General features: G+C 36.3%; 22 protein-coding genes. 14 read left to right on the top strand and 8 right to left on the bottom strand.

What is annotated here, in order from left to right:
- Positions 1-3: 3 nt before the first annotated feature.
- Together QWY88_RS02020 and QWY88_RS02015 are read right to left on the bottom strand one after the other, a co-directional pair.
- The gene (locus tag QWY88_RS02020; protein ID WP_304543529.1) at positions 4-777 is read right to left on the bottom strand and encodes a flagellar motor protein MotB; all 774 of its coding nucleotides are present in this window, start codon (positions 775-777) and stop codon (positions 4-6) included.
- Between the two features lie 10 nt (positions 778-787).
- Complete coding sequence (locus QWY88_RS02015; RefSeq protein ID WP_193114597.1) at positions 788-1,552, bottom strand: motility protein A; 765 nt, start codon at positions 1,550-1,552, stop codon at positions 788-790.
- 98 nt (positions 1,553-1,650) lie between these two features.
- On the opposite strand from QWY88_RS02015, the gene glmU reads away from it, so the two are divergent.
- From glmU to QWY88_RS01975, 8 genes are all read left to right on the top strand, one after another.
- Positions 1,651-2,955: a bifunctional UDP-N-acetylglucosamine diphosphorylase/glucosamine-1-phosphate N-acetyltransferase GlmU gene (gene glmU, locus QWY88_RS02010; RefSeq protein WP_304543525.1), complete on the top strand. Its 1,305-nt coding sequence runs from the start codon at positions 1,651-1,653 to the stop codon at positions 2,953-2,955.
- Positions 2,956-3,018: 63 nt separating this feature from the next.
- Positions 3,019-4,302: a bifunctional phosphopantothenoylcysteine decarboxylase/phosphopantothenate--cysteine ligase CoaBC gene (gene coaBC / locus QWY88_RS02005; RefSeq protein ID WP_304543523.1), complete on the top strand. Its 1,284-nt coding sequence runs from the start codon at positions 3,019-3,021 to the stop codon at positions 4,300-4,302.
- Positions 4,295-4,972, top strand: coding sequence for a di-trans,poly-cis-decaprenylcistransferase (locus QWY88_RS02000; protein WP_304543521.1), 678 nt, complete (start codon positions 4,295-4,297; stop codon positions 4,970-4,972). Before coaBC ends, QWY88_RS02000 begins: the two co-directional genes overlap by 8 nt.
- Positions 4,969-5,787 (top strand): prepilin peptidase, encoded by an 819-nt coding sequence (locus QWY88_RS01995; RefSeq protein ID WP_304543519.1) that lies wholly within the window; start codon positions 4,969-4,971, stop codon positions 5,785-5,787. The genes QWY88_RS02000 and QWY88_RS01995 overlap by 4 nt, the downstream gene beginning before the upstream one ends.
- Complete coding sequence (locus tag QWY88_RS01990) at positions 5,787-6,809, top strand: LptF/LptG family permease (protein WP_304543517.1); 1,023 nt, start codon at positions 5,787-5,789, stop codon at positions 6,807-6,809. Before QWY88_RS01995 ends, QWY88_RS01990 begins: the two co-directional genes overlap by 1 nt.
- Positions 6,810-7,520 (top strand): tRNA pseudouridine(38-40) synthase TruA, encoded by a 711-nt coding sequence (gene truA / locus QWY88_RS01985; RefSeq protein WP_304543515.1) that lies wholly within the window; start codon positions 6,810-6,812, stop codon positions 7,518-7,520.
- A gap of 12 nt (positions 7,521-7,532) precedes the next feature.
- On the top strand, positions 7,533-7,988 hold the full coding sequence (locus QWY88_RS01980; RefSeq protein ID WP_304543513.1) for an iron-sulfur cluster assembly scaffold protein: 456 nt from the start codon (positions 7,533-7,535) through the stop codon (positions 7,986-7,988).
- Entirely contained in the window at positions 7,981-8,784 is an 804-nt protein-coding gene (locus QWY88_RS01975) for a protein kinase family protein (protein ID WP_304543511.1), read from the top strand. Before QWY88_RS01980 ends, QWY88_RS01975 begins: the two co-directional genes overlap by 8 nt.
- Here the strand turns inward: QWY88_RS01975 and QWY88_RS01970 are convergent.
- Positions 8,765-9,520 (bottom strand): ElyC/SanA/YdcF family protein, encoded by a 756-nt coding sequence (locus tag QWY88_RS01970; protein ID WP_304543510.1) that lies wholly within the window; start codon positions 9,518-9,520, stop codon positions 8,765-8,767. The genes QWY88_RS01975 and QWY88_RS01970 overlap by 20 nt on opposite strands.
- Positions 9,517-10,284: an alpha/beta hydrolase gene (locus QWY88_RS01965; RefSeq protein ID WP_304543507.1), complete on the bottom strand. Its 768-nt coding sequence runs from the start codon at positions 10,282-10,284 to the stop codon at positions 9,517-9,519. Before QWY88_RS01965 ends, QWY88_RS01970 begins: the two co-directional genes overlap by 4 nt.
- A gap of 51 nt (positions 10,285-10,335) precedes the next feature.
- Between QWY88_RS01965 and QWY88_RS01960 the strand changes: the two genes are divergently transcribed.
- Positions 10,336-11,067 (top strand): hypothetical protein, encoded by a 732-nt coding sequence (locus tag QWY88_RS01960; protein ID WP_304543505.1) that lies wholly within the window; start codon positions 10,336-10,338, stop codon positions 11,065-11,067.
- Here the strand turns inward: QWY88_RS01960 and QWY88_RS01955 are convergent.
- Positions 11,064-12,182: an NAD(P)/FAD-dependent oxidoreductase gene (locus QWY88_RS01955; protein WP_304543503.1), complete on the bottom strand. Its 1,119-nt coding sequence runs from the start codon at positions 12,180-12,182 to the stop codon at positions 11,064-11,066. The genes QWY88_RS01960 and QWY88_RS01955 overlap by 4 nt on opposite strands.
- Before the next feature lie 4 nt (positions 12,183-12,186).
- Positions 12,187-14,208, bottom strand: coding sequence for a glycine--tRNA ligase subunit beta (gene glyS, locus QWY88_RS01950; RefSeq protein WP_304543500.1), 2,022 nt, complete (start codon positions 14,206-14,208; stop codon positions 12,187-12,189).
- 135 nt (positions 14,209-14,343) lie between these two features.
- Between glyS and QWY88_RS01945 the strand changes: the two genes are divergently transcribed.
- The 5 genes from QWY88_RS01945 (at position 14,344) to QWY88_RS01925 (ending at position 18,939) form a co-directional block, all read left to right on the top strand.
- Positions 14,344-15,396 carry a response regulator gene (locus QWY88_RS01945; protein ID WP_304543498.1) on the top strand — a complete coding sequence of 351 codons (1,053 nt, stop codon included), beginning with the start codon at positions 14,344-14,346 and terminating at the stop codon, positions 15,394-15,396.
- A 63-nt stretch (positions 15,397-15,459) separates the two neighbouring features.
- Positions 15,460-16,989: a response regulator transcription factor gene (locus QWY88_RS01940; protein ID WP_304543496.1), complete on the top strand. Its 1,530-nt coding sequence runs from the start codon at positions 15,460-15,462 to the stop codon at positions 16,987-16,989.
- Complete coding sequence (locus tag QWY88_RS01935) at positions 16,979-17,722, top strand: oxygen-binding di-iron domain-containing protein (protein ID WP_304543494.1); 744 nt, start codon at positions 16,979-16,981, stop codon at positions 17,720-17,722. The genes QWY88_RS01940 and QWY88_RS01935 overlap by 11 nt, the downstream gene beginning before the upstream one ends.
- A 101-nt stretch (positions 17,723-17,823) precedes the next feature.
- A complete protein-coding gene (locus QWY88_RS01930; RefSeq protein WP_304543492.1) occupies positions 17,824-18,456 on the top strand; it encodes an OB-fold nucleic acid binding domain-containing protein in 633 nt (210 codons plus the stop codon).
- A 96-nt stretch (positions 18,457-18,552) separates the two neighbouring features.
- Positions 18,553-18,939, top strand: a complete 387-nt coding sequence (locus QWY88_RS01925) for a class II SORL domain-containing protein (RefSeq protein WP_304543489.1) — start codon at positions 18,553-18,555, stop codon at positions 18,937-18,939.
- Positions 18,940-19,022: 83 nt separating this feature from the next.
- Here the strand turns inward: QWY88_RS01925 and QWY88_RS01920 are convergent, their stop codons facing one another.
- The gene (locus QWY88_RS01920; protein ID WP_304543487.1) at positions 19,023-21,401 is read right to left on the bottom strand and encodes a sensor domain-containing diguanylate cyclase; all 2,379 of its coding nucleotides are present in this window, start codon (positions 21,399-21,401) and stop codon (positions 19,023-19,025) included.
- Positions 21,391-22,365, bottom strand: coding sequence for a substrate-binding domain-containing protein (locus tag QWY88_RS01915; RefSeq protein WP_304543485.1), 975 nt, complete (start codon positions 22,363-22,365; stop codon positions 21,391-21,393). Before QWY88_RS01915 ends, QWY88_RS01920 begins: the two co-directional genes overlap by 11 nt.
- Positions 22,366-22,368: the final 3 nt, after the last annotated feature.

Raw genomic sequence — 22,368 nt, 5'->3', positions numbered from 1 at the left:
TATTTACATCTCTGCCTTATCTAGTATAGAGTTCTTCTCTTTTGCAGGTTTATTCTTTGCACCAAAGAAATGGAGTTCAACTCTACGGTTTTGCTCTCTACCTAATCTAGTTACATTGGTAGCGACAGGTCTAAACTCTGCATATCCTGTTGCATTCATCCGTTTTGGATCCACACCGTCAATTACCAACTCTTTAAGTACTGAAATGGCTCTTGCAGTTGAGAGTTCCCAATTATCTTTAAAAGGAGAGTTTACACCGGGTCCTGTATCGTCAGTATGACCTTGAACACTCATCTCTACATCGTTTGGCATCTCATCAATTAGAAGAGACATACGTTTAAGGAAAAGTAATGCATCTTGATTATCTATAGTTGCACTTCCCGGTTTAAATAACAGTGTAGCAGGAAGTTTAATCACAAAACCTTCCTGTGCTTCTTCTAATGTAATCTCAGGGCCCTGTTCTTTTTTAACCATCTCATTAGCTTCAGCTATCGCTTGCTGAATTCTATTTACCGTCTGGCTTGTTTCATCTTTTGTTTCAATCGGAGTTGATTCTTGAATACGCTGCTTAGAGATTTCGGTTTTTACCCCACCCTCTAGAACACTCATCGCACCGCTAAGAGATCCGATAGCTTCAGAGATCTTTTTTGCATCCATACTTGACATAGAGAGAAGCAGAACAAAGAAACAAAGGAGCAGAGACATTAAGTCTCCAAAGGCAGCTAGCCATGCCGGCATACACTTTTCACATTCAGGACACTTATGCTTTTTTGCCATCAGTTATCCGTTAATCAAACTGGCTTGAACGCTCAGACGGAGCTAAGTATGCAAGAAGTTTTGCTTCTAAAACTCTTGGAGCATCACCCGCTTGAATAGACATAATACCCTCTAAAACAATCTGCTTAACCATTGTTTCATCATCATCTCTAATATTTAAAACATTCGCAATCGGTGCACCGAAAATATTTCCGATCATCGCACCGTACATTGTCGTAAGTAAAGCAACTGCCATAGACGGACCAATCGCTGAAGGATCAGCCATATTTAAAAGCATCGCAACCAGACCGATAAGTGTACCGATCATACCCATTGCTCCGGCAAGCCCCGCCCATGTTGAAAATATAGAAGCATACGACTTATGGCGTGTACTTGTTTGCTCCATATCTATCTCTAAAAGATCACGAATAGTATCGGGTTCACTCCCGTCAATTGCCATAGAGAGGCCTTTTCTTAAAAACTCGTTCTCTTCGTTATTAACATCACCTTCTAAAGCGAGGATCCCCTCTTTTCTAGCTTTTGTCGCAAATTCGACCAGTTTTTTTATAAGATCGTTTACATCCTCTTCAGTCGGCTTAACAGCTATCATGAAAATTTTCGTAAACTTTTTCATCTGCGCCGGTTTAAAAGCGATCATTAATGAACCTATTGAACCACCGATAACAATTAAAACAGAAGGAATATCTATGTAGGCACCGATACCAACACCCATCGCCATAGCTCCAAATAAAAGAGCCAAAATCAACACTAGACCAATGACCGTACCTAAATCCATCACAAACCTTATAAAATTTTATAAACACATTATAATACCACAAATTAAATTAACATTTATGGTAAAATTTTGAAATTAAACAGAAAGTGAAAATTATAATGAATTTAAATAGTATTAGTATAGTGATATTAGCGGCGGGAAAAGGTAGCCGTATGAAATCAAACAAGGCAAAGGTTTTACATGAGATCTCAGGAAAACCGATGCTTTACCATATTATAAAAGCCTCTAAAGAACTCTCAAACGATGTATCTGTAGTTATTGCACACCAAAAAGAGCAAGTAAAAGAGACGATGCAAAACTATTTTGATGATATTACTTTTGTTGAGCAAGATGCCGTAAATTTTCCTGGAACCGGAGGTGCAATGAAAAATGTAGCACCGAAGAATGAAAAAGTATTGGTATTAAACGGGGATATGCCTTTAATTACTGCAGAATCGCTTCACGGATTTTTACATAACGATGCAGATATCATCATGAGTATCTTTGACTTACAAGATCCAAACGGATACGGGCGTGTTGTTATCGACAATAATGAAGTGCAATACATTGTTGAACAAAAAGACGCAAATCGTGCCGAGCTTAACGTTACAACAGTAAATGCAGGTATCTATGCCTTTAAAAAAGATGTTTTAGAAAAATATATCCCCCTTCTTTCAAACGATAATGCCCAAGAGGAGTACTACCTTACAGACCTGATTGCTATGGCAAAAAAAGATGGACTTACAATATCACCTCTTTTAGTTGACGAAGAACATTTTAAAGGGGTAAATTCTAAAAAAGATTTAGCCGATTCTGAGGCGATTATGCAAGATCGTATTAGAACAAAATGGATGAATGCAGGTGTCAGTATGCAGCTGCCTTCAACTGTTTATATAGAAGATGATGTTGTATTTGAAGGGGAATGTACCCTAGAAAACGGTGTAAGAATCACAGGAAATTCTCAAATTATAAACTCTATTATCAAAGCACATTCGGTAATTGAAGATAGCATTGTTAAAAATTCCGATGTTGGACCACTTGCACACCTCCGTCCGGCTTCTTCGATCGAAGATACCCATATAGGTAACTTTGTAGAGGTAAAAAAAGCGACACTTAAAGGTGTAAAAGCAGGACATCTAAGCTACCTTGGAGATGCAGAGATCGATGAGGGTACGAACATCGGTGCGGGAACTATTACATGTAACTATGACGGTCTTAAAAAGTATAAAACAAAAATAGGGAAAAACGTTTTTGTAGGGAGTGACTCACAACTTGTAGCCCCTGTTACTATAGAAGATGATGTGATGATTGCAGCTGGAACTACGGTAACAAGCGGTGAGATTACAAGTGGCAACTTAGTTATCAGTCGTACAAAGATGAGACTTGTAAAAGATTTTTATTATAAATTTTTTGGGAAAAAATAAACTCTAAAAACTATAAGCATTTTAGGGTAAAATACATAAAATTATAAATACTAAAGATAAAATATGGAAATTTCACAAAATTTACTAAAAAATAAAAAAATCATTTTAGCGGTCACTGGCTCAATAGCAGTCTATAAGTCACTTGAACTTGCACGTCTGTTTGTAAAATCGGGTGCAGAAGTTCGTGTAGTGATGAGTGAAGCTGCAAAGAAGTTTGTAACACCTCTTACATTTGAGACACTCACTTCAAACAAAGTTCTTGACGATACTAACGAAGACTGGACTAATGATCACAACCATATAAAACTTGCACAATGGGCAGATATTATGGTGATTGCACCCGCAACTGCAAATACGATTGCAAAACTCGCTAACGCTATAGCTGACAATATCCTGCTTCAAGTAGCCCTTGCCTATCCTGATGTTAAGATCCTAGCTCCTTCGGCAAATACAAATATGCTGCAACATCCAATTAGCCAGGCGAACCTGAAAATGCTTGCTATAGCTAACTTTACAATGGTAGATACACAGACAAAAGAACTCGCATGTAAAACAACGGGTGACGGTGCTATGGCTGAACCGCTCGATATCTTTTACGCAACGGCTCGCGAGCTTTTAAAAGATGATTTCTGGAGTGATCGCATGGTGATGGTTACAGGCGGCGGTACTATCGAGAAGATCGATGATGTACGTTATCTCTCTAACTTTTCAAGCGGAAAGATGGCTTCAGCTGTTGCAACTGCACTCTATTTAAAAGGTGCGGATGTCAACCTGATTGCAACAAAACTGAGTGCTGATCTGCCGAAAAATATGCATAAAATTCACGTTGAAGATAGTGCAGAGATGATGGAGTATCTAGTAGACTCTATCCGCATTGCGAAAAAAGGGAAAATCTCTAAAGCGACCTTAATGCGTGACGAGCATATCCATCGTATTGAAAAGACACCTTATCTGTTTATGGCTGCAGCAGTAAGCGACTATATCCCGGCATTTACACAAAGCGGGAAACTAAAAAAAGATATATTGGGTGATGAGTGGGAACTTTCATTAAAGAAAAATGTAGATATTTTGGGTTCAATCAACAAAGAGGGGATCAAAGTTGTAGGCTTTAAAGCTGAGATGGATCCACAAACTGCAAAAGCAAATGCAACCAATATGTTAAACAACAAAGGGATAGACGCCGTTTGTTTAAACATCCTAAAAAACTCTTCTAGTTTCGGGACAGATACGAACGAGATAGAGTTTATTACAAAAGAAGATGCAACATTATTACCTAGAGCAGCAAAACTTGATCTATCGTTTGATATTTTAGAAAATGCGAAAGAGTTAGAAACTGCAAATGAATAAACTTGGGCATATAGCGATCATTATGGACGGCAACGGCAGATGGGCTGAAGAGCGTGGGAAAAAACGTTCAACAGGTCATGAAGCCGGAGCAAAGATCGTGCGTGAGATCACATCTTTTTGTGCAGCTCATGAAGAGATTGAGCGTTTAACCCTATATGCTTTTTCAACTGAAAACTGGAAACGTCCGCGTTTAGAGGTTGAATTTTTGATGAAACTGCTCGATAAATATCTCAAGCAGGAATTAGAAACATATCTGCAACACAATATACGCTTTGAACCGATCGGAGATTTAAGAGCATTCTCAAAACAACTCCAAACGACGATCCAATCGGTAAAAGAAAAAACTGCACACTGTGACGGCTTGGTACAATCTTTGGCACTTAATTATGGTGCACAGGATGAGATTCTTCGTGCTTTTAATTCCCTAAAAGAGTCTGATGGCGACATTACACAGGAGATGCTGGAAAATGCACTCGATTGTAAAACAGATGTTGATCTGCTTATAAGAACAGGGGGAGATCACAGACTCTCCAACTTTTTACTATGGCAGGCAGCGTATGCCGAACTCTTTTTTACAGATACACTCTGGCCGGATTTCAGTGCAAAAGAGTTGGATAAAATAATCAAAAAATTTAAAAAAGTTGAAAGACGATTTGGCGGACTAAAATGATAGAGTTACTCATAGCATCACTGTTTGGAATTTTATTTGGATCATTTTTAAATGTTGTCATTTTACGTATCCCAGAAGGTGAAAGTGTCGTTTTTACCCCTTCACACTGTACATCATGCAACACACCTCTAAAACCTTGGCATAACATCCCTTTATTTTCGTGGCTTTTTCTTGGCGGAAAATGTGCTTATTGTAAAACAAAAATATCGATTCAGTACCCTTTAATTGAGCTTGCATCCGGAGCGATATTTTTCTTAGTAGCACTCAAATATGGGCTTAATTTCCCTGCATTTTCGGTAGCTATGAGTTTTTTAATGCTACTGGCTCTTTCTATGATCGATTTTAAGTACAAAATGGTTCCCGATTCACTGAACCTTTTAGCGATCATTTTTGCAATTTTCGGAGCTTTTTCAATCCCTTCATTTTTAGAAAATGCCCAAAATGCTCTTTTATTCGCAGGTGGTTTTACCCTGCTTCGTTTTGCCCTTTCATACTACCTTACATCATCGGTATATCGTGCAGGACTGAAATCTAAAACATCATGGAACAAACACTACGATCGTACACCTATGATCGAAGCGATGGGTGAAGGCGACATTATGGTTGCAGCTACTATGGGTGCACTTTTAGGGATCAAGCTTGGACTTTTTGCTGTATTTTTATCGGCACTTTTAGCACTCCCTGTTATGCTTTTGCTTTTAAACAGACCGGCAGAGGAACAACGTGTCCCTTTCGTACCGTTTTTGGCACTTGCAACACTTATCACTTTTGTTTACGACACACAAATTTATGCATATATTGAGGCAAACTTTTAATGAATAAACTTAGACGTTATATACTTTCAAACCTTTCATCGGTATTTTTATCGATGTTTTTACCGCTGTTTGTCATTGCGTCAATGATCTTCTCGATCAAGCTAGCAACCTATACGGCGATCATTAAACTCTCACTTTTAGACATGGTAAAACTCTATATGTTTGTATTGCCGGACATCCTGTTTTATACCCTGCCTATCTCTTTTTTCATTGCAGCCGTTTTGTCTATTTTTAAACTCTCAAACGATAATGAAATCGTAGTTATTTTTGCCCTTGGGATAAAGCCTTCATTTTTAGTAAAAACACTTTTTGTTCCGGCATTTCTACTCTCTATGCTTTTGTTTATCAACTTTTTTATGTTGTACCCGCATACGGACAACCTCTCTGACAACTTTATAGATCAGAAAAAAAGTGAAGCGAAATTCAACCTTTCCGCAAGCGAATTTGGAAATAATTTCGGAGACTGGCTTTTATACATCGGTAAAGAGGATAAAGAGAAAAAGCGCTACGAAGATGTCTTTTTATTTAACAAACAAAACGATGAAGAGATCCTAATCTCTGCACAACAAGCAAATGTAATCAATGACGGCGGTGTATTGCAGCTAGAGCTTAAAAACGGTGAGGGGTACAGCTACTCAAAAGATAAGTTTACTCAGATCAACTTTGAAGAGATGACTATCTACGATACACTCCAAGCATCCCTGAAAACATACCAGATGCCATTAGAGTTTTGGAGTAATGACGAGGGAAGAAAGAAAAAAGACAGACTCCTTATAACAGATACTCTTTTAAGTCTGTTTCCACTCCTTTCTATCTTTTTGATTGTATCTATCGGGGTGGTTCATGCAAGACATCAAAAGTCTAAAATTTATCTCTATATATTTTTAGGAATCATCATCTACTACGGTGCGGCCATGTCTCTGCACCGTACACTCGGATACCATACTATCTATCTAGTAGCTCTTGCCTGGATACTTAGTACCTACCTTATCTACAGAAAAACTATAGCCAAAAGATTTTAGATGCGGGTTGCTGTAGTTCTCTCTTATAACGGAACCCACTTTCTGGGTTCACAGATCCAAAAAAGCTCTCAAAATACTATCTTCGGACAGCTGGAAAATGTGTTAAAGCAACTGGGAATTACCTCTAAAACTGTTGCAAGCGGGAGAACAGACAAAGGTGTACATGCTTCTTACCAGGTAGCACACTTTGATCTGCCCCCTTTTTGGGATGATCTTACAAAACTCAAACGGGTTCTTAATGAGATGCTTCCAAAAACAATACACGTCAAACGTATCTTCCGGGTCGCAGATGATTTTCATGCCCGCTATGGAGCAAAATCGAGAGTTTACAGATACGTGATCAAAGTGGGTGAATCAAACCCTTTTGAGAACGATTTCATCACCTTTATAGATCAGGTAAACTTCAACACCCTCCAACAAAACATCAAGCTCTTTATCGGTGAACACGATTTTGCAAACTTTATGAAAATGGGAAGCGATACCAAAAGCAGTGTCAGGGAGATCTATAAAGCGTTTGCATATCAACATAAAGATCTGATTGTCCTCAACTTTGAAGCAAACGGTTTTTTACGCACACAGATTCGTTTTATGGCAGGTGCACTTCTGGATTTAAGTGCGCAGCAGATTATAGAGAAGCTTGAGTGTACAAAAAACCATAGACTCAAACCCGCTCCTGCAAACGGGCTTTATCTGGCGAAAGTAAAATATTAAAAAGGAGTTGTAATGTTTGAAGATGTAAAGATGCCTGAGGGTGTAAACCCTGAAACACTGGAGCATTTAATGGACCCGAAAAACTATGGGAAACTTGATGATGCAGACGGTGTAGGTGTAGCACTTGATGAGAAAACAAAAGAGTATGTGGTCTTCTATACAAAGCTTGAGGGTGAAACTATCACTGATGTACGTTTTGCGACTAACGGTTGTCAAGACACCGTTGTTATTGGTTCTATGTACTCTGAGATGATCAAAACAAATGATATCGAATATGCAAACAAAGCAATTCAAAAAATGAACGAAAAACTGGGAGCTATGACTCCGCAGCAAAAAGTATGTGCAGAGATCGTTTTTTCTGCTTTTATTGCTTCGATCAAAAACTATGAAAACAGACTTAATGGGGCAGATGAAGAGCTGCATGTTCTGAAAATGAAAGATAGTTGTGAGGTACAAGAGGATGAATAAAATATATCAACAAAAACATGAACTCTGGCTGGTAATACTCTTTGGCTCGTTTGCGATCAACGATGAAGCAATTAAATCACGCCTCTATGACTTTTCTCAAATAGCATTTCGCCATATGAAATGGCTGGGGAGTGATATTCTAGCAAGTGGGGATGATTATAACTACGATCGAGAATTAAAACTGTTACAACATACAACAGTTTTTGAAGTACTCAACAATATAAAAAATAAAGCAATCACTACAATACAACACTACCCTGCTTCAATCTTGGGTGAACGTCTAAAAACTGATGATGCTTACCTGTTAGAATATCTTGAACAGCTTCTGGCAGATTTTTCAAATGACCAAAAGATTACTGCTTTTAATAAAGAGCGTAAATGGGATGCTCTTGACCAAGCTAGTTTAGATGCTTTAACACTCTTTTTATTTGAAGAGTCATACAAAGAGTATGAGCTTATTTTAGTCTATGCCTATATGCAAGCACGTACGAATAATTCTCTACATTTCAATGTGTTTCAAGACCTTATAGATGAGTCACACTTCCATCTCAAATCGTTTGGAAATATGATGGCAAAGCTCGGCATACTAGCACTGCCTCGTCAACTTCACGAACTAACTTATATTGTAAAAGACCTTGAACAGTTTGTTCATGACGGTATAGAGGAGGAGGAAGCTGCAAAAGAGATGTGTAAAGAGTTAAGTAACGCTATCAAAGATGAGAAACTGAGTAAGTTTTTCGACTTTATCAACTTCCAGGAATCTTACCACATCGAACTTATGAAAAAACTGCTTTAAGTTTTGCATATAGGATGCCGACATACTCATGCATTGCTAATGTTGAAACAAAAAATGCATGAGCACTCGGTGCTTTGAGCCAACTGATAGCATCATCTTTATAAAAAGCCGTAGGTGCTGCTATGGGATGCATACCGAGTGATTCAAACAGCATCATAGCACGGGGCATATGTGATGCCGATGTAACTAGAACAAATGGTTTGTCTCCCACAACTGTTTTTGTAAATTCCGCCTCTTCTCTTGTATCTTCGGGTAGAGAATTCACGATCGTAGAGTTCTCATCTACACCTAAAGCCAAAGCAAGTTTTGCATTCATAATCGCATTTGGCGTATCTGTCCGTCCTGCAAACCCTGTAAAAATGATCTTAGAATCAGGAATGTTTCTATGCAGTATTACCCCTTCTAAAACTCTCTTTGTTCCATCATTGGAAATTTGAGAAGATATGGGCTGTGTTTGATCTGTAGTGTGTCCGTTTCCAAGAATATGGATATATTGTATCTCTTGTGTATAGTCATACTTTTGATAGCGGTTTTCCAAGTTACTTATTAAAAAGTTTGCAAAGGGAGGATAGGAAAAAAACAGGAGAGTTACAACAGTTCCAAGAAAAAAATTCTTTGCTCTTTTTTCTTTTTTTCTGTAAAGATAATAGAGTCCTAAAAGAAGCAGTGTTGTCACTATCCCTATAGGCTCAAAAAAGAAGCTTATGAACTTTTTTATTAACAATCCAAAACTCATCTGTTTACCACCCCGTTAATATAGCCTACAACCTCTTCATCCCATAACAATTCTTTGTGGGAAAGATTTTCGTACTCTTTGTAAAAAGTGAGATTTTTAACACTTTTAGATAAGTTACGTCCGTTTTCTATGTAAGTTATCTCATCATCCTGACTTAAAAAGATGTAAGTAGCACTCTCTATATTTTGCACAAACTCTATTGTCGGAAATTTGTATTTTATGAAAATATCCGGAATTGAGAGGTTAAATTTTCTCTGAGAAATTAAAGGGATAGAATCAAATGCTCCGATTAAAAACACCCCTTTTACTTTCATCTGTGAAGCGATATAGGCACAAAGCGATGAGCCTATAGAAAACCCTAAAAGGTAAAATTCCCCATAATTTTTTTCTACTATTTTTGCAATATGCAAAGCATCTTCAAGCATATTTTTTTCAGTGACACTTCCCTTGTTTCTTCCGTAAGAACGGTAATTAAAAGTGATGATTCTGCTTTTTGGATAAGTAGCTTGAAGCTTTTGGATCAGTGCTACGCTGTCATGACTTCTTCCGGCAAAAAACAGAAGCGTTGCTTGAAACTCTTTAGGTTCATAGACTACACCTTCTAAAGAGATACCGTCATTTGTTACTATCTCTAAAGGCTCACACTGATCGCATAAACGTCTCTCTTTTATATATGTAGGGGAGAAGATCAGGAAATATTGCCACTGATAAAATACAAAAAAGAGGATAAAAAATGTAAAGAGGGTAAATGCTATATAAATCATAACGTTATTTTAGTATAATTCGCTAAACAATACGACGATCAAGGAATTATAATGCAAATATTTGGAAAATATAAAACAAACTTCGATATGGACTATCTTGTAGAGCATTATATTTATTTTAATGAAGAGGGTGAATCTATCACGGTAGAAGATCTTGAAAACATGTTAAAGAAAAAAAGAAAAACTGTTGCAGGAACTATCTTTTTATACCACCCTGAAACATCACCAAAAGGGTTTAAACCAAGCAAATTTTTGCAAGAAGAGGGTTTTGAGCAATATGACGAGTTTGTAGAATTAAACGATAATCCTATAAGCCATGTTTTAAATGCAGGGCTCAAACACCCATATAAAGGGAAACTTGTAGAGATTAGATATCTTTTTAATTACAATAGAGAGAATGCTCCGAGCTTTGTATTTGACGAGTTTGAAAAAGATCTTGAAAAAGTAAAATCTATGCAGCTTACACGCCACGATAAAGAGCTTAACTACATAGATATTCCAAATATCCGCCTCAGCGGTAAATTTGTATATTTCGGTATTGGTCACAAGTATGAGAGAGAACACACTGCTATAAACTATTATGCAAGAGATTTAACAGAACATATCAAAAAACTTGATAAGCAGATAGTTTTTATCTACGATAGAAATCATGATATTGACGAGGCGATGGATATCGCTTACTTTATCTCTCCGCTTATGGGTGGAAAAAACAGAGAACTTGTTGCAAACGCTTTTAAAGAGATATTTGCAGACGGTACACCAAAAATGGTGAGACTTCCTTAATCTTTTCTCTCACCCTTTGCCCATCTGAAAAAAAATCTCGCAGGATTTAATGAAGATGGGATACTCTCTTCCTCTAAAATATTTTTTGCCAGTGTTTGCGCCAGATAAGGGGCTAGTACATATCCATACCCTGCACTCCCGTTGATCATGTACAGATTTTCAAATGCGATCGCTTTGCTGAGATCGGGCTTTTTTTGATAGATATCTTTTTTATTCAACAGCTTTAAAGATTGTTCAATATCTACAACTTCACCTACGATCGGAAGATAATCAAAACTCCCGCTGCGAAGCCCCACATAGTCTTTAATAACCTCTACATCTTGAAGTTCCAAAGTTCGAGAGGCTTTTTCAAGCAGTTCCTCTCTCCCCTCTTCCAAGTTGTAAGGCTCTTTACTTCTTTGGGGATGATAGTGCACATTGTGTGTCGCACCAATAGACAACATTCTGTTAGTTGCAGCTGAGATGGAAACAAACTGATGGATTGAAATGTCATTTTTTGTAGAAGTTTTTATATCTATACGATGCCCCCAGATACCTCGAAGCATCTGATATGGCTGTGTAAAAAACTGATGCTCATAGGCACCGGTTGCAATCACTACCTTTTTAGCTCTGAAACTCTCATTTAAAATCCATACACCATCTTGAAACTCTAAAGAGTCTATCTCTTGAGTATAAAATTCAATTCCCTCGATCAATGCTTTACACATACTTTGTGCATCTACAAGGGCACTTTTTGAGGTATAAACATATTCATTTTCAGGAATAAACGGAGGATTATCTAAAAGCTCAATATCAGTGTGTTCTTTAAAGTAGTGAAGAATTTTTGCATCGTTCTCCTCTTTTGCAATATGTAAAAGGTTATGATGATTTATATGCTCGGGAAAGTTTGTTGTGTAGAAATCAAGTGCAATATCAAGCGAAGAGTTTATAAGCTCTTTTAACTCCCCGCCTTTTGCAAATTTCGGTGATAAAAAAGCACCGGCAGCTCCACTGCCGCCAGATGCTATGCCTTTACTGTCAAAGATAGCAACTTTTTTACCTGCCTTATGAAGATGATATGCGGTTGTACAGCCGTTTATTCCAGCTCCAATTACCGCTATATCATATGTCGGCATAGTTTTATATACTTACCTCTTTAATATCTGCTATTTTGAAGATAGCTTTGTAGATTGCACTTACAAGAGCTTTACGGTTGTTTTTAACCGCTTCATCTTCAGCGTTTACCATAACAGAATCAAAGAACTTGTCTAGTTCAGGTTTTAATCCTAAAAGAGCATCAAGTTCATACTCGTAGTTTTCGTAAGATTTTGCACTTACTTCATTGAAACGAGACAATAATTTTCTTTCGCTATCATCTTCAAATAATGCTTCATTGATCGCAAATTCTTCAGACATATCAACATCTTTAGTGATGTTTGCAACCCTTTTAAATGTTGAACTAACCTCTGAGAATCCGTCAGAGTTTACAAGGTTGTTCAGTGCATCGATTTTTTGTCCGAGTGCAAGCAGTTCTCTCTCACCAGAAGCCAGTACAGCTTCAATGATCGAAGGATTTACTTTGTAGTAACGTTTAATACGCTCTAAGATAAAGCCCTCAAGTTTTTCAAAATCAATCTGTTTTTCATAGATCGCAGCTAACTCTTTTATGTCTGTATCGATATCAAAGTTGAATCCAAACTCATTTACAATTCTTGCGATCCCGTTTACCGCACGGCGAAGTGCAAACGGGTCACGTGAACCTGTCGGAATCTGCTCAATGCTAAAGAGTGCTAAAAGAGTATCTAGTTTTAAACTGAGTGCTACTACAGCACTAAGCGGATTTGATGGAAGCTCACTCTCTTCACCGTCTGGAAGATACTGCTCTTTGATCGCAACTGCAACTGCGTCAGAGTATCCACCTTTTTGTGCATAGTAGTAACCCATAATCCCCTGTAGCTCAGTAAATTCATACACCATTTCACTCATAAGATCTGCTTTTGCAAGCTCAACAGCTGTAGTTAAGTCCTCTTTAGAAGCATCTAGAGCAAACTTGTCAAATAAAACTGAAGCGATTTTAGCTTCTCTTTGGATCTTATCAGCTACGCTTCCAAGACCTTTGAAGAATGTAATCTTCTCTAAACCGGCAGTGCTCAGACCATTTTTAAGATCGTTTTCCCAGAAGAACATACCATCAGCTAAACGCGGACGAAGTACTCTTTCGTTTCCTGCGATTACATCTGAAAAATCATTTGTATAAGCGTTTGCAACTACTACAAATTTATTTGTCAGCTTCCCATCTTTAAATACTGGGAAATATCTTTGATGTTCTTTCATTGAAGTGATGATAACCTCAGGAGGAAGTGCTAAGAACTCTTCATCAAACGAACCTAAAAGTGCAGTCGGATGTTCGTTGATAGCAACAACTTCATCAAATAATTCCTCATCGATCTCAACAGTAATACCATTGTCTGATTCTAGTGTTTTGATGTCATTTAAGATCTTTTTCGCACGCTCTTCCTGGAAAAGAAGGACACCGTTTGTCTCTAACTTATTAAAGTAGTCTTTTGCCCCTTCAATTGCCATAGCATCAAAGTTTGCAATACGGTGTACAAATGTAGTTTTAGAAGATTTTACACCGTAAAGCTCCATATCTACAAGCTCATCACCCAAGAGTACATTTACCCAACGGATAGGACGGATAAAACTCTCATCTAGCGAACCCCATCTCATAGACTTACCGAAATCAAGTGACTTGATCCAAGTATCTATAATTTCAGGAAGTAATTCAGTAGAAGGTTTTCCCTGTACGTCTTTTTTATAGTAAAGTACTTCTTTACCGTCTTTGTCAGCCGTAGTTAACTCATCTAAAGAAACACCGCATTTTTTTGCAAAACCGTTTGCCGCAGGTGTAGGTTCACCATCTTTATATGCAACAGCTAAAGGTGCACCGAAAAACTCTTCAACCGAATCGTCTTGAGATGTTTTAAACTCTCTGTGCCAAAGTACTAAACGGCGAGGTGTATAGTAAAATTCAAACTCACATAAAAGATTGTTTTTCTCTAAAATATCAGCATATTTTTTCTCTATATTTTTAAGCTCTTTTAACAGTGGAACAGCCGGAAGCTCTTCAACACCTATCTCAATTAGTAAAGTTTTTAACATAATCCATACTCTTTTATTAAATTACCGCGATTTTACCCTTTTGTTGGTTAAACTCTCGTTAATTAATCATAGGGGATTCAAATATATGATACAATTAACTCATATTAGATTAAAACTAGAAGAGTTCAACAGTTAATGAAATATACACAAAAAAAGATCCTTGTTGTCGATGATGAAAGTACTAACTTACACTTTTTAAATGTAATCCTGGGAAATGACTATGATGTTTACCTTTCAGATAATGCTTCTAAAGCAATTGAATCTGCACAATCAATACACCCCGATTTGATATTACTCGATATTCGGATGCCTGATAAAAACGGCTTTGAAGTTGCCGAATATTTAAATAAGGAACTTGAACTTGAAATTCCAATTATTTTTGTCTCCGGATCCAATGAAGTAGAATCGGTAAAAAAAGCGTTATCACTAGGTGCGTATGACTATATTGTCAAACCTTTTGCTTCATCTATCATACAAGCAAAGGTAAAAAGCACTCTTCAAAAAACATCTCACCTTGAACTAAAAAAAGTTTATAAAGAAGGTGTAAAACTGATGGATTCTTTTTTTGCACAGGGGATTTCAGGTATTACAAAAGAGGAGTTGCTTCATTGGGCTGAAGAACTTGTTTCAACCATAGAGCAATCAAACATCTCTATAGGGAAACTTATCAGTCTGTTTCAAGACACCTATACGGTTGCATCACATAATGTAAATGTTTGCGTACTTTCAGTTCTCTTAGGACGTCAGCTGAGAATGCAACATTCACAGTTAATAGAGATCGCAATGGCTGCTGTTTTACACGATATCGGTAAACTAAATATTGCCAAAGAGATTTTAGATAAACCGTCTGATTTACAGCAAAATGAGATCGATGAGATGCAATCCCATCCGCTTAAAAGTGTAGAGCTTGTTAAGGAGTTAGGGATTAAAAAGAGAGAGATTTTACAAGCTATTGAATCTCATCATGAAAAATTAGACGGTACCGGGTACCCAAATTATCTCATTGGACAACAGATCTCTATCTATGCACAGATTTTATGTGTATGTGACATTTTTGATGCATTAACAACGAAAAGAACTTTTAGAGAAAACTATTCAAGCTTTGATGCATTAATGATAATGAAAAAAAAGATGTCCAGCGAAATAAATGAAAACTATGTAAATAAACTAATTACGTTATTACGATAACTTATATTAAACCGGATGCTGTTTTGAGTAAAATTTTGAAGATTTTTTTGATATGATTATCACATGAGTTTGAATATAGATAAACATAAGTTATTGGAACTTAAAGAACTGACAAAAAACGTAAAGTTGTTATACGTAGAGGATAACCAACGTTTACGTGAGAAAGCAACCCATTTTTTTGAACAATTCTTCGATGAAATTTATACTGCCGGTAATGGCAAAGAAGGATTAGAAACTTTTCGTACTATTCATCCGTCTATTGTAGTGACAGATATTGAAATGCCCTATATGGACGGTTTTGAGATGGCAAGCAGTATTCATAAGCTAGCACCCCATACAAAGGTTATTGTAACAGCTCCTAATGAAAATTCTGAAACTTTACACAAAGCTTTGGATATTGGTGTTTATCGTTTTTTAAAAAAACCGCTTGCTACTGATAAACTCCTTCAAGCACTTTTGGATGCCCTGAATGAGGTCAAACTTCTAACAGAGCAAAAGCTCTTTGACTTTTATGTAGAGACTATTTTTAACTCTCAACATAATCTCCTTATGCTTTATAAAGAAGACCAGCCTATCATTGTTAATGAAACGTTTTTAAATTTTTTCCAAGTTGATGATATAGAAAGTTTTAACATAGAGCACCATTCTATTGGAGATACTTTTCTTGAACATAAAAACTTTCTTTACAATACGCAAGAGCGTAGCTGGTACGAAGAAGCTCTTGAAAATCTAAATAAGCTTTATCATGTTAAGTTGATCAATCATGAACATGAATTTCACCATTTTGTTTTTAGAATGACGAAAATTGAAGGTCAGGACAATTACTACCTTGTCTCTTTAGATGATATTACCGATCTCAATCTGTTAAAACTTTTTGATGAAAAGCAGTCCCAGCTTGACGAAGAGGAAACAAACCAATCAACATTCATCAATCTATTGCAATCTATACAAAGAAACCATACAGAGATAAAATTGTTTAATTTGTATAAGGGTCTGACCGTAACAAATAAGGGGATTATTGTACAGGCTGATGAGAACAGAGTTGCTCTTCAAACTACATACCTGCAACAAAGATGTGCCCATCATGAAGGTAAGTTAATACTTTCACACTCTCTATTCCCTGCAGATATTCTCTGTCAGTCAATAAAAAGTGTCAATTATGAAGAACAAAGTATAAGTGTCGCTAGTTTCAAATTTTTAACAGCATCCCCTACACAACGTAAATCGATCCGTCTTACTCCGGAAGATGATCATAAAGTTTCACTTTTTTATGAAGGACATAAGTTTGGCGACAACGTCAAAATACTCAATATCTCTGTAGATGCTGCACGTCTTGCTCTTCTTTCACTCCCTGCAGGTTTTAAATCGGAAGAGAAAGTGATTGTTGATATGGTTTTTACTTCCGGAGGACGACAACCGTTGATCATAAACTGTGAAGGTAAGATACTGTACATTACAGAGGAGAAGCATGAATTTCACGTCGTGGTTAAACTTGAGCCAAAGCCTACTACACAAAAAAATTTGATTAACTATTTATCAAAACGTCAAATGGCGTTAATCAGAGAATTTAAAGGATTACAATATGGAAAATGAAACAATACTTTACGATGACGGTGTGCATAAGTGCATTATGTTTAGTTTTGATGACGAAGAACAAGAAGAAAGTTATCTTGCAGTTAACCAGTTTTTGATCATTCAAAACAACAGCGGTATTTTAATCGATCCGGGAAGTCAGTCAGCTTTTAATGAGATGTATGATGCAGTAGAACGCCATTTAGGTGTAGATAAACTAAAATATGTTTTTTATTCTCACCAAGATCCGGATGTTGCAGGTTCCATTGCAGAATGGAGTGTATCATCTACGGCAAAAATAATTATTTCAGGTCTTTGGAGTAGATTTATGAGTCATTACGGACTTATGGACTTAGAGCGTATTATGCCTTTACCTGATCCTGGCGCAAAAATTAGTTTTGGTGAAAACTATTTGCAATTTATACCGGCACACTTTCTCCATTCACCGGGGAACTTCACAGTATACGACAGTCGTTCAAAAATTCTCTTTAGCGGAGATATAGGTGCGGCCGTAATGCCGGTACACGATATTTACAAAGAGGTTAATGACTTTGAAAGTCACCTAACACTTCTTGAAGCATTTCATAAACGCTATATGGCAGGAAACCACTTCACAAAAAAATGGGTCCACAATGTACGAAAATATGACGTAGATATGATCGCTCCCCAACACGGTGCAGTTTTTAAAGGGGAAGATGTAAATAAGTTTCTAACATGGTTTGAAGAGTTACAATGTGGTGGAGATATAATGTAACCTTTTCTTCACCCATTTTTTACCTATTTAATATTTTAAATACTTATATTGTACACCTGTTATTCAAACTGATGTACAATTTAATAAAAAAGGTTTAAAAGATGAAAAAGATTGCACTTGCCCTGCTGCTTGGGGTTTCACTTTATGCTGCAACTCCACACACAGCAAAAGTACTAGAGAGTATGAATAGCGGCGGCTATACATACATGAAAGTTGATGACGGAAAAAACACTTACTGGATCGCAATGACACAAAGAGACGTCAAAAAAGGCTCTAAGATCTCTTTTACTGAACAAGGGTGGATGAAAAACTTTCACTCAAAAACACTCAACCGTACTTTTGACAACATCTTGTTTGCAGGGGATACTTCGACTTCCGGACATACACAAGAAACAATCCAATTTAAACCCGATATTTTGACATCACAATACAAAATGAAAAACACGCTTACAGTAGCTGAAATGTTTAAAAACCGTGAGAAATATGTAGCTAAGAAGGTAACCGTAAGGGGAAAAGTCACTAAAGTTTCTTCGGGAATTATGGGAAAAAACTGGGTACATATCCAAGATGGCAGCAGATTTAAAAATATGGATGACCTTGTCTTTACAACAACACAAAATACACCTAAACCCGGAGATATTGTGTATGCATCGGGAAAATTGGAAAAAGATAAAGATTTTGGATACGGTTACTTTTATCCTGTTATAATAGAGGAAAGTAACTTTAAAAAATAAAAAAAGACTTAAATAAGACAAATATACTCTTATTTATGTTTTGCTAAAAGTTTTTATGGTTACAATACTACAATTAAATTAAAAAAAGGATAGAAAATGCCAACAATTAACAAATATGTTGATATTGATACAGTAGAAAGAGAAGCGAAAAAAGACCTTATTGATCGTCACTCTCCATTCATCACAGTAGAAGGTGAAGCTAAAAAAGGTGAAATGCTTGCAGTAAATGTAAAAATGGGTCAAGAATATACTCACCCTGATGATTTCGATCACTTCATCGAATCTATCACTCTTTTCAACGGTGAAACTAAATTAGCTTCTGCTTCTTTCGTACCAGGTACATTAGGAAATGAAAAATCTCACGCTGAAGTAACTTTCAACATCCGTCCAATGGGTAAAAAACTAAACCTAGTTGCTCACGGTTACTGTACTAAACACGGTATCTGGGAATCAACTCCAGTTGTTGTTGAAGTAGCTGAATAAGCTATACGCTCTTTTATTTCGAATCTGTAGAGGCCTTTAGCTTCTGCAGAATCTTTCTTTTTTACTTTTTCCCTACAATCGTTTTAACATACAACCCTGTTTCTACCCTGCTCTTTTGCCTGATAAAGTTTTTGGTCCGCTTCTTTGATAGTTTTTAATATATCTCTGTCAAGTTCATGAACGGCACAACCAAAACTACACGTAACTTTCTCAACATAGTCAAACTTATAGTTTTCAATTGTACTGCGGAGATACTCGGCTATCTTCTCTAACGTATCTTCTCCGCTTGTAGCACATACAATAATAAACTCTTCACCACCCCAACGGATCACTTTATCGTTTGTCCTTGTATATCTTTGTACTATCTGTACTAATGTTTTTAATACATAATCACCTACGTCATGCCCATATGTATCGTTAACATCTTTAAACTTATCGATATCGAACATGATAATGCCGGTATTCATATTATTTTTTGTATGATGGTTTACTATATACTCTATATTTTGATTAAAATACATTCTATTGTACGCATTTGTCAGTGTATCTACAGATGCTTGTTGTGCTAATTCAAATTTTTCACTCATAGTGTCACTAATATCTGTAAAGTTTACAATATACTCATCACCTTCATACTTATTAATTGCAACATTAAATGCATGTATTACACCTTCACTGTTTTTCATGGCAACAACTCTTTGTCTGCCGCTAAGATGCAATAAGCTATCTATCCAATCCTTCTCACCTTCTTGTACTTTTCCTAAATGAAAAAACTTCTCTTGTTCTATAAATTTATCGCAGATACATCTATATGTTTCTAAGAACTCTTCAATATTTTTACAACCGAAAAAGTCTAAGAAAGTATTGTTGGCAAATTTCAAATCTTTACCGTTTGTTAAAATTACAATAGAACTTTGAGTATCTACGAACCTTTGTAATTTTCTTCTTATCTCCAGTTGATGCTGTTTCTCTTTTGTGACATCTCTTGCAGATGCATAGATATATTGTTCCCCACCTATTTCTATCCCTTTAGCATTGATACTGACAATAAATGTTGAACCATCTTTACGTTTATGTATCGTTTCAAAAGATTGAGGTTCTTTTATTAGTTTTTGAATAAATGCTTTGATCTCTTCTTTAGGGATTTTAGCATCCCAGTCACTCACATTTAAATTTTTTGCTTCCTCTCTTGTATATCCCAACATTTTCAAAAATGACTCACTATACTCATACAGCTTACCGTCATGATCGATTAAATGGATCCCGTCACTCGATAACTCAAGTAAGCTTTTATATCTTTCTTGCTCCACCTTTAAAGACTCTATAAACTTATGGCGTTGTGTCATATCGGTATGAAACCCCAACATTCTATATGGCTTACCCTCTTCATCAAATAAAGCTTTCCCTCTATCTAGAATCCATAACCAGTGTCCATCTTTATGCTGTACTCTGTGCTCATTTTCATATACAGGTGTCTTGCCGTTAAGATGTGCATCAAGGTCAGAGAGTGCTTTTTCCAGATCATCAGGGTGGACTCTTTTCTCCCACTCGTTTACATCGTTGGTAATCTCATCTTCAGAGTAACCTAACATACTTTTCCAGCGTTTTGAAAAAAACACTTCATCAGTTTTAAGATTCCAATCCCAGATACCGTCATTTGTAGCTTTAATAGTGAGCTGAAATCTATCTTTTTCAGTTTGTAAAAGTTCATAGTTTGTTTGAAGTTCTTCTCGCGATTTCTTGATCAATTTAATCATTGTATTGATTCTGTCAATAATATAACGGATCTCAAAAGAGCCTTCACTCTCTATTTCACCGATAGGGATACCATCTTGGTCATAGTAACTAATAACATCAACTATACGTGTTAAATGATTTAAAATAAAATACTTGATAGAGATAAAAAGTATAAAGATCATAAATAGGGAAGTTAAAATAGCTAAAAAAAGATTTTGTTCAATAATCTTTTCAATCTCTTTTTTTATCACCTCATTCGATAAGAAAAAAGTGATCTCTCCCAGCTTTTGACCATTTATATTTTTAAGTTCAATAGTCTCTTTATAATATGGATGATTAAGTAAGGATAATTGCTTACGATCGTTAAAATCTATCTCAGCAGTTACATTTTTCTCTTTAATATACCCCACTTTGTAATCTTTTTCCCCTAGAATCTTTTTCATCTTATAATCATCAATAATTATTGCTGCAATATTTTGCTTTTTGACTAAATCAATAACAATTTTTTGATACTCATTTGGAGAATATGCATCCATATACCTTGCAATACTTCCAGAAACGGACTCAATGTTTCTGGTAAGCTCACTCTTCATCTGGTGATCAACCTCTTCTTTTGTTTGCGAATAAAGGTATAAAGAGTAAAAACCAAAGAAGATCGAAACAGTTACAACAATAATGATACTCAGGTGTACATGTAATGAATTAAATCTTAACCTATCTATCATCTGAATCTAATCCTAAAACATTTCTCTTTATTACATCTAACTTTGCACCTATATTTTCTTTAGAAATTGCAAGTACCGGTAATTCTATGCTCTTTTTAACAACCTTGCCTTTGAGGTGTTTATCTAACAAAGACATCGCTTTCTCACCCATTAAAAATGGCTGTTGCATAGCTGCACCTATCACTACACCTTTTGGTATCAACTCTAAAAAGACAGGCTCGGCATCGAATGTAACGAGTAAAATTTCACCACTTTTTCTCGCATCTTTGATAGCATCGAGTGCTCCCGTGTACTTATCTGATCCTTGGAGCCATATAGCTCTTAAGTTTGGATCTGCTTTTATCATTTGCATAGTGTAATCGTAAGTCTCTTTGTAAGAAAAATCTACTTGCTGTTTTAGACTGCTGCTTCTGATGTTGTTTTCGTAAAGTCCTTTTAAAAAGCCTGCTGTTCTGGCTTTTCCGTTTGAACGTTTTTGAGGAATCGCTATAATGCCGACAGTTCCATTTTCCCAGCCCAATGCTTTCATCTGTTTAACTAAAACTTTTGCTATAGCATAAGCACCCTGCTGATTGTTCGATGCGACATAGGAGACATACTCCCCCTTGTCGGTTCCAATATCAGAGATAACTACCGGAATATTTGCACGCTTTGCCAGTTTTAAAATTGTGACGCAGGAGGAGGAGTTTAGAGGTGAAACAATAATACCGTCTACTTTGCTTTTAATTGCTTTTACGGTATTTTTCAACTCTTTTTCTAAACTGTTTTGAGCATCATATATTTGAAGTTCATAACCGAGTGTATTTGTTTTGTATACAATCCCTTTTCTCATAATATCCCAAAAAGGGATTTTTAAATCAGATACTAAATAAGCTATCTTTTTATTTTGAGATACTTTTTGAGGCTCATTACCATTTAATGCACTGATTATCACAAGAATAATTAAATATCGAATAATATGCATTAG

The organism is Sulfurimonas sp. hsl 1-7 (assembly GCF_030577135.1).
GTDB classification, from domain to species: Bacteria; Campylobacterota; Campylobacteria; order Campylobacterales; family Sulfurimonadaceae; genus Sulfurimonas; species Sulfurimonas microaerophilus.
Note: the sequence above shows the minus strand (reverse complement) of the source record. Positions and strands in the feature narration are given on the sequence as shown.

What these genes read in the sequence shown, in the direction of transcription:
- QWY88_RS02020 (WP_304543529.1), bottom strand. Translation starts at nt 777, where the DNA reads ATGGCAAAAAAGCATAAGTGTCCTGAATGTGAAAAGTGTATGCCGGCA.
- QWY88_RS02015 (WP_193114597.1), bottom strand. Translation starts at nt 1,552, where the DNA reads ATGGATTTAGGTACGGTCATTGGTCTAGTGTTGATTTTGGCTCTTTTA.
- glmU (WP_304543525.1), top strand. Translation starts at nt 1,651, where the DNA reads ATGAATTTAAATAGTATTAGTATAGTGATATTAGCGGCGGGAAAAGGT.
- coaBC (WP_304543523.1), top strand. Translation starts at nt 3,019, where the DNA reads ATGGAAATTTCACAAAATTTACTAAAAAATAAAAAAATCATTTTAGCG.
- QWY88_RS02000 (WP_304543521.1), top strand. Translation starts at nt 4,295, where the DNA reads ATGAATAAACTTGGGCATATAGCGATCATTATGGACGGCAACGGCAGA.
- QWY88_RS01995 (WP_304543519.1), top strand. Translation starts at nt 4,969, where the DNA reads ATGATAGAGTTACTCATAGCATCACTGTTTGGAATTTTATTTGGATCA.
- QWY88_RS01990 (WP_304543517.1), top strand. Translation starts at nt 5,787, where the DNA reads ATGAATAAACTTAGACGTTATATACTTTCAAACCTTTCATCGGTATTT.
- truA (WP_304543515.1), top strand. Translation starts at nt 6,810, where the DNA reads ATGCGGGTTGCTGTAGTTCTCTCTTATAACGGAACCCACTTTCTGGGT.
- QWY88_RS01980 (WP_304543513.1), top strand. Translation starts at nt 7,533, where the DNA reads ATGTTTGAAGATGTAAAGATGCCTGAGGGTGTAAACCCTGAAACACTG.
- QWY88_RS01975 (WP_304543511.1), top strand. Translation starts at nt 7,981, where the DNA reads ATGAATAAAATATATCAACAAAAACATGAACTCTGGCTGGTAATACTC.
- QWY88_RS01970 (WP_304543510.1), bottom strand. Translation starts at nt 9,520, where the DNA reads ATGAGTTTTGGATTGTTAATAAAAAAGTTCATAAGCTTCTTTTTTGAG.
- QWY88_RS01965 (WP_304543507.1), bottom strand. Translation starts at nt 10,284, where the DNA reads ATGATTTATATAGCATTTACCCTCTTTACATTTTTTATCCTCTTTTTT.
- QWY88_RS01960 (WP_304543505.1), top strand. Translation starts at nt 10,336, where the DNA reads ATGCAAATATTTGGAAAATATAAAACAAACTTCGATATGGACTATCTT.
- QWY88_RS01955 (WP_304543503.1), bottom strand. Translation starts at nt 12,182, where the DNA reads ATGCCGACATATGATATAGCGGTAATTGGAGCTGGAATAAACGGCTGT.
- glyS (WP_304543500.1), bottom strand. Translation starts at nt 14,208, where the DNA reads ATGTTAAAAACTTTACTAATTGAGATAGGTGTTGAAGAGCTTCCGGCT.
- QWY88_RS01945 (WP_304543498.1), top strand. Translation starts at nt 14,344, where the DNA reads ATGAAATATACACAAAAAAAGATCCTTGTTGTCGATGATGAAAGTACT.
- QWY88_RS01940 (WP_304543496.1), top strand. Translation starts at nt 15,460, where the DNA reads ATGAGTTTGAATATAGATAAACATAAGTTATTGGAACTTAAAGAACTG.
- QWY88_RS01935 (WP_304543494.1), top strand. Translation starts at nt 16,979, where the DNA reads ATGGAAAATGAAACAATACTTTACGATGACGGTGTGCATAAGTGCATT.
- QWY88_RS01930 (WP_304543492.1), top strand. Translation starts at nt 17,824, where the DNA reads ATGAAAAAGATTGCACTTGCCCTGCTGCTTGGGGTTTCACTTTATGCT.
- QWY88_RS01925 (WP_304543489.1), top strand. Translation starts at nt 18,553, where the DNA reads ATGCCAACAATTAACAAATATGTTGATATTGATACAGTAGAAAGAGAA.
- QWY88_RS01920 (WP_304543487.1), bottom strand. Translation starts at nt 21,401, where the DNA reads ATGATAGATAGGTTAAGATTTAATTCATTACATGTACACCTGAGTATC.
- QWY88_RS01915 (WP_304543485.1), bottom strand. Translation starts at nt 22,365, where the DNA reads ATGCATATTATTCGATATTTAATTATTCTTGTGATAATCAGTGCATTA.